This window comes from Acidovorax sp. KPB24-03 (genome assembly GCF_057546605.1).
Genome location: NZ_BAAJYR010000192.1, coordinates 1 through 6,603, shown reverse-complemented (window position 1 = coordinate 6,603; position 6,603 = coordinate 1). Strand labels below are relative to the sequence as shown.

6 protein-coding genes and 1 pseudogene are annotated in these 6,603 nt (G+C 69.0%); all 7 read right to left on the bottom strand.

All coding sequences use genetic code 11. From position 1 onward, the window contains the following. A pseudogene (locus AC27KI_RS16730) lies at positions 1 to 824 on the bottom strand (AMP-binding protein); the annotation flags it as partial. A gap of 143 nt (positions 825 to 967) precedes the next feature. Further along, positions 968 to 2,458 (bottom strand): NAD(P)(+) transhydrogenase (Re/Si-specific) subunit beta, encoded by a 1,491-nt coding sequence (locus AC27KI_RS16725; RefSeq protein ID WP_284431594.1) that lies wholly within the window; start codon positions 2,456 to 2,458, stop codon positions 968 to 970. Further along, positions 2,455 to 2,799: an NAD(P) transhydrogenase subunit alpha part 2 gene (locus AC27KI_RS16720; protein WP_487114829.1), complete on the bottom strand. Its 345-nt coding sequence runs from the start codon at positions 2,797 to 2,799 to the stop codon at positions 2,455 to 2,457. Before AC27KI_RS16720 ends, AC27KI_RS16725 begins: the two co-directional genes overlap by 4 nt. Positions 2,800 to 2,869: 70 nt before the next feature. Then, on the bottom strand, positions 2,870 to 3,616 hold the full coding sequence (locus AC27KI_RS16715; RefSeq protein ID WP_284424372.1) for a hypothetical protein: 747 nt from the start codon (positions 3,614 to 3,616) through the stop codon (positions 2,870 to 2,872). Between the two features lie 16 nt (positions 3,617 to 3,632). Then, complete coding sequence (locus AC27KI_RS16710; RefSeq protein ID WP_284407340.1) at positions 3,633 to 4,748, bottom strand: Re/Si-specific NAD(P)(+) transhydrogenase subunit alpha; 1,116 nt, start codon at positions 4,746 to 4,748, stop codon at positions 3,633 to 3,635. 168 nt (positions 4,749 to 4,916) lie between these two features. After that, a complete protein-coding gene (gene fba / locus AC27KI_RS16705) occupies positions 4,917 to 5,981 on the bottom strand; it encodes a class II fructose-bisphosphate aldolase (protein ID WP_092742855.1) in 1,065 nt (354 codons plus the stop codon). A gap of 93 nt (positions 5,982 to 6,074) precedes the next feature. Then, positions 6,075 to 6,603, bottom strand: a 529-nt coding sequence (locus AC27KI_RS16700; protein ID WP_487114827.1) for a sensor histidine kinase, incomplete at its 5' end; no start/stop codon positions are given.

Sequence of the window (6,603 nt, the reverse complement as noted above, 5' to 3'; positions counted from 1 at the left end):
TCATCATCATGTTCACGGTGAAGGCGAAGATGTGTAGAGCGGCAGCGCGCAGCACGGTGGTGGGCTGCTCGTTGGCCGGCACGGTCTGCATCACGGGCAGTTCCAGGCTTCGGCCTGCAGCACGTTGGCGATGATGTTGCGGTGCAGGAGCACGGCGCCCTTGCTCAGCCCGTGGTGCCGCCCTGTACTGCAGGCAGGGCCACGTCGTCGGGGCGCAGGTCGGGAACCTTGAGCGTGCCACGCGCGCCCTGCGACAGCGCGTCGTTGAAGCGCACCGCGCCGGGCAGGTTGAACGGCGGCACGAGCTTCTTCACGCTGCGCACCACATAGTTGACGATCAAACCCTTGGGGAAGCCCAGGCGGTCGCCCATGGCGCACAGCACGACGTGCTTGACCTGCGTGGCGCCGATGCACGCCTGCAGCGTGGCGGCGAAGTTCTCGATGATGACGATGGCCTTGGCGCCCGAGTCCTTGAGCTGGTGCTCCAGCTCGCGCGGGGTGTACAGCGGGTTCACGTTCACCACCACGAAGCCCGCGCGCAGGATGGCGGCCACGGCCACGGGGTACTGCGGTACGTTGGGCATCATCACCGCGACGCGGTCGCCCTTGGCCAGCCCCAGGCCCTGGAGATAGGCCGCAATGTGGCGGCTTTGCACGTCCGTCTCGCCGAAGCTCACATCCTTGCCCATGTAGCTGTAGGCCACGCGGTCGGCGTATTTGCCGAAGCCCTCTTCCATCAGGGCGATGAGCGAGGGGTACTGCGCCGGGTCGATGTCGGCCGGCACCCCGGGTGGGTAGGCGGCAAGCCACGGGCGGTCATTCATGCTGTGTGTCTCCAAACCTGCTGTTACAAAAAGGAGCCCGCATTGTCGTCGCGGGCGAAGGCGCCAGGGGCCTGTAGTTTCCCTAAACCGTGCTGCCCCTGCCGCAGCGGCCGCCAGCGGGCGGCGCCGGAGGGCGCGCGGGCCTATTCGATGGCCTTGCCGATGTCCTCGACGACCTTCTTGGCGTCGCCGAAGACCATCATGGTCTTGTCCATGTAGAACAGTTCGTTGTCCAGGCCGGCATAGCCCGCCGCCATGGAGCGCTTGTTCACGATCACGGTCTTGGCCTTGTAGGCCTCCAGGATGGGCATGCCGTAGATGGGGCTGCCCTTGGTGTGCGCGGCGGGGTTCACCACGTCGTTGGCGCCGAGGATGATGGCCACGTCCACCTGTCCGAATTCGCCGTTGATGTCTTCCATCTCGAACACCTGGTCGTAGGGCACCTCGGCCTCGGCGAGCAGCACGTTCATGTGGCCCGGCATGCGCCCGGCCACCGGGTGGATGGCGTATTTGACGGTGATGCCCTTCTCGGCCAGCTTGGCGGCCAGCTCCTTGACCGCATGCTGGGCGCGCGCCACGGCCAGGCCGTAGCCGGGCACGATCACCACGGTCTCGGCGTTGCCCAGCACGAAGGCGGCGTCGTCGGCGCTGCCGCTCTTGACGCTGCGCTGCGCCTGCGCGCCGCCGGCCGAAGCCGCCGCCGCATCGCCGCCGAACCCACCCAGGATCACGTTGAAGAACGAGCGGTTCATCGCCTTGCACATGATGTAGGACAGGATGGCGCCCGAGCTGCCCACCAGCGATCCGGCGATGATGAGCATGCTGTTGTTCAGGCTGAAGCCGATGCCCGCCGCCGCCCAGCCCGAGTAGCTGTTGAGCATCGAGACCACCACCGGCATGTCCGCGCCGCCGATGGGAATGATGATGAGCACGCCCATCACGAACGCCAGCGCCAGCATGGCGAAGAAGGCGGTCCAGCTTTCGGTGGCCATGTAGACCAGCCCGAGCCCGATGGTCGCCAGGCCCAGCACGAGGTTGAGCAGGTGCTGGCCCTTGAACTGCACCGGCGCGCCCTGGAACCAGCGAAACTTGTATTTGCCCGACAGCTTGCCGAAGGCGATCACCGAGCCGCTGAAGGTGATGGCGCCGATGGCCGCGCCCAGGAACAGCTCCAGCCGGTTGCCGAACGGGATCGGCAGCCGCGCGAAGCCTTCCACCAGCACGGTGCCCTCGGGTGTGGCGGCGCTGGCCAGGGCCGGAACGGGGGGCGGCACGATGCCGAAGGCCCAGGGCTCGGCCACCGCGGCGACGGCGATGAACACGGCCGCCAGGCCGATCATGCTGTGCATGAAGGCGACCAGTTCGGGCATCTTGGTCATCTCCACCCGCTGGGCCATCACCGTGCCGGCAGCGCCCCCGACGAGCAACCCGAGCAGCACCCAGGCCAGGCCCATGGGCGCGCCGCGCGTGACGCTCCAGATCAACGCGGCGGTGGTGAGCACGGCGATCGCCATGCCGGCCATGCCGAACAGGTTGCCCCGGATCGAGGTGGTGGGATGCGAGAGCCCCTTGAGCGCCTGGATGAAGCAGACGCTGGCCACCAGGTACAGCAGCGTGACGAGGTTCATGCTCATGGCGCGGCCTTGTCGGAAGCGGCGCCGGCGACAGCGGAGGCCGCGGGCTTGCGCTCCTTCTTGCGGAACATCTCCAGCATGCGCCGCGTGACGAGGAAGCCCCCGAACACGTTCACCGCGGCCAGCGCCACCGCGAGCACGCCCATGGTCTTGCCCAGGGTGGTCTCGGTGAGGGCCGCGGCCAGCATGGCGCCGACGATCACGATGGCCGAGATCGCGTTCGTCACCGCCATCAGCGGCGTGTGCAGCGCAGGGGTCACGGTCCACACCACGTGGTAGCCGACATAGATGGCCAGCACGAAGATGATCAGGTTGATCAGCGTGGGGGAAACGGCATCCATGGCAGCACTCCTTGAAGGTGAAGGGGCGAACGGGGCGAAGGAACGGACGACTGGCTGAACGACGGAATGGCTACTGCGGCGGGGCGACCGGGAACGGCGGCACGATCAGCCGGCCGTCCATCATCGCGGTGCTCAACCGCGCGGCCTGCGCCATCTTGTCGCCCCACTCCAGCGCGGGGCGGCCGGCGCGCAGGAAGGCCTCGTTGTCGCGCGTGGGCGGGCGCAGCAGGCGCTGATCGACCAGTGCATCGATGGTGACGATGGCGCCGCCGTTGGTGGCATAGCGGAAGAACACGTGCGAGTACGGCTTGGCGGGCGCCGCCTGGTTCATGGACAGCCACTGCGCCACGGCGGGGCGGTTCTTGGCCAGGTAGTCCTCGGTATCGGCACGGCGCTTGTAGCGCAGGCAGTCGATGCGCGCGGGGCTGCCCTGGGCCTTGTCCTCGACGAACACGCCCTGCTGCTGGGGGCACGGGGCCGTCCACAGCGTGGTGTCGCGCGGGTAGTTGGTGCTGTTGGTCTGCACCAGCAGCACGGCCAGCAGCGGCCGGTCCTTGCCCGGACCGCGCAGGCCCATGGCGGTCATCTGCGTGGGCAGGTCGGCGGAGGTGTCGTCGGGCAGCACGTCGATCACCTCGTCGCGGCGGCCGAGCACCTCCCAGTCGCCCGGCGGCAGTTCCAGCTGCGCACGGCCCACGTGCGGCAGCGCGGGCTGCACGGGCGCGCAGGCGGCCAGGGTGAGCAGCGAGGCGATGGCCAGCAGCGGGCCGCCAAGGCGGGGGGACAGGGGGAGCAGGGATGAAAGCCGGGTCTTCACAGGAATGCTTGTCTTGTCATGCGCGGGTGACCGCGCCTTCATGGGCCACGAGGCAGGCGGCGACGATGTCGTCTTGCCGGTCCACGTGCAGGGCCCCTTCGGGGTGGATGATGAGCTTGAGGAAATCGAGCACGTTGCGCGCGTAGAGTGCCGAGGCATCGGCCGCCACCAGCGCGGGCAAGTTGGTTTCGCCGACCAGCGTCACGCCATGGCGCACCACGGTCTGGCCGGCTTCGGTCAGCGGGCAGTTGCCGCCCTGGGGAGCGGCGATGTCGACGATCACCGAGCCCGGCTTCATGGACTGCACCATCGCCTCGGTCACCAGCACCGGCGCGGGCCGGCCGGGAATGAGGGCGGTGGTGATGACCACGTCGGCCTGGGCCACGCGCTTGGCCACCTCCACCTTCTGGCGTTCCAGCCAGCTGGCCGGCATGGCGCGCGCATAGCCGCCGGAGCCCTGGGCGGCCTCTTTCTCTTCGTCGGTTTCGAAGGGCACGTCGATGAACTTCGCGCCCAGCGATTCGACCTGGTCCTTGACCGAGGGCCGCACGTCGGAGGCCTCGATCACCGCGCCCAGCCGCTTGGCCGTGGCGATGGCCTGCAGGCCGGCCACGCCCACGCCCAGCACCACCACGCGCGCGGCCTTCACCGTGCCGGCGGCGGTCATGAGCATGGGAAAGAAGCGCTGGTAGCGGTCGGCCGCGATCATCACGGCCTTGTAGCCGGCGATGTTGGCCTGGGAAGACAGCACGTCCATGCTCTGGGCGCGCGTGGTGCGGGGCGCGGCCTCCAGCGCATAGGCGGTGACGCCCGCCTGCGCCAGCCGCTGCAGGCCGGCCGCATCGAAGGGGTTGAGCATGCCGACCAGCGTGGCGCCGGGGCGCAACAGGGGCGTTTCGGATTCGGTGGGGCAGCGGACCTTGAGCACGAGGTCGGCGCCCCAGGCGCTGGCGGTGTCCACGATCTCGGCGCCGGCCGCGGCATAGGCGGCATCCGGCACGCTGGCGGCCACGCCGGCACCCGCCTGGATGCGCACCGCATGGCCCTGGGCCTTGAGCTTCTTGACCGTCTCCGGGGTCGCGGCGACCCGGGTTTCTCCAACCATGGACTCGGCTGGTACACCTATCTGCATGTTGTCTGTCTCCCGGCTGGCGTGTGCTCGGCGATCTCCGCTCACTGGGCCCGAGCTTACCCGATGCGCTCCGCGGCACCGGCACGCCCCATGGCGAAGGCCCGGCGCACGCGAATGCGCCGGGCCTTGGCGTGCGGGGGCGCCAGCGCCCCCGCGCGGCGCAGGGGGTCAGTTCACCACCTGGGCCAGCGCGCCCGCGGCGTACTGGCCGGCCACGACCTGCAGGCTGTGGCCTTTGATCTTGGGTGCCTGGCCTTCGCAGCCGAACTCGATGTAGCGCTGCTTGCAGATGGCCTTGGCGGCCTCGCGCGCGGGCTTGAGCCATTCGCGGGCGTCGAACTTTTCGGGGTTCTCGGCCAGGAACTTGCGCACGGCGCCCGTCATGGCCAAGCGGATGTCGGTGTCGATGTTGATCTTGCGCACACCGATCTGGATGGCCTTCTGGATTTCCTCGACGGGCACGCCGTAGGTTTCCTTCATGTTGCCGCCGTACTGGCGAATGATCTCCAGCAACTCCTGCGGCACGCTGGAGCTGCCGTGCATCACCAGGTGGGTGTTGGGGATGCGGCGGTGGATTTCCTGGATGCGGTCGATGGCCAGGATGTCGCCCGTGGGCTTGCGCGTGAACTTGTAGGCGCCGTGGCTGGTGCCGATGGCGATGGCCAGCGCGTCGAGCTGCGTGCGCTTGACGAAGTCGGCGGCCTGCTCGGGGTCGGTCAGCAGTTGCTCGCGCGTCATGGTGGCGTCGGTGCCGTGGCCGTCTTCCTTGTCGCCCTTCATGGTCTCCAGCGAGCCCAGGCAGCCCAGTTCGCCCTCGACCGTGACGCCGACCTTGTGCGCCATGTCCACGACCTTGCGCGTCACGTCCACGTTGTATTCGTAGCTGGCGATGGTCTTGCCGTCGGCCTCGAGCGAGCCGTCCATCATCACGGACGAAAAGCCCAGGTCGATCGCACCCTGGCACACGGCGGGGTTCTGGCCGTGGTCCTGGTGCATGACCAGGGGAATGTGGGGGTAGGCCTCGACGGCGGCCTGGATCAGGTGCTTGATGAAGGCTTCGCCGGCGTACTTGCGGGCGCCGGCGCTGGCCTGCAGGATGACCGGGGCGCCCGTCTCGTCGGCGGCGGCCATGACGGCCTGGACCTGTTCCAGGTTGTTCACGTTGAAGGCGGGAATGCCGTAGCGGTTTTCGGCGGCATGGTCGAGCAGTTCGCGCATCGAGACGAGAGGCATGGGATGGGTCCGTTCAATGGTGGGCAGTGGGGAAGGCACGCAGGCCCTGAAGGGCCGTCGGCCGCGGTGGTAACCGCTTCGTAACCGGCGATTTTATCCGGTCGGCCCCGCCGGGGAATCCATGAATTCCAGACGGTAGCAGGTGGTGAATGGCGACGGCACGGCGCCCGGGCCGAAGCGCGCGCCGTGCGCCTCCGCCACGCGCGCGACAATCTCGTGCCCCAGGTGCAGGCTGTCCACCGGTGCGGGCGCAGCGCCCTGGGCATGGTGCCGGGCGCCGTCGTCCACGACCTGCAGCCAGGGGCCGCCGTGCTCGGCCTGCCCCAGCTGCACCTCGATGCGGGTGCCGTGCGGCGTGTGCTTGAGGGCGTTCTCCAGCAGGTTGCGCAGGGCGATCTCCAGCAGCACCGCATTGCCGTGCCAGACCAAGGCGCCGGGCGCCGCGACGGCGATGCTGTCCTCGCGCGCCCAGGCCGCCTGGGCGTAGTCGGCGCTCACGCCGCGCGCCAGTTCGGCCAGATCGACGGGCGCGGCCGCCTCGTGCAGCTGGGTGCGGCTGGCGCGTGCCAGGGCGAGCAGCTGGTTGAGCACGTGCCCGGCGCGCAGCGCATCCTGCCCGATC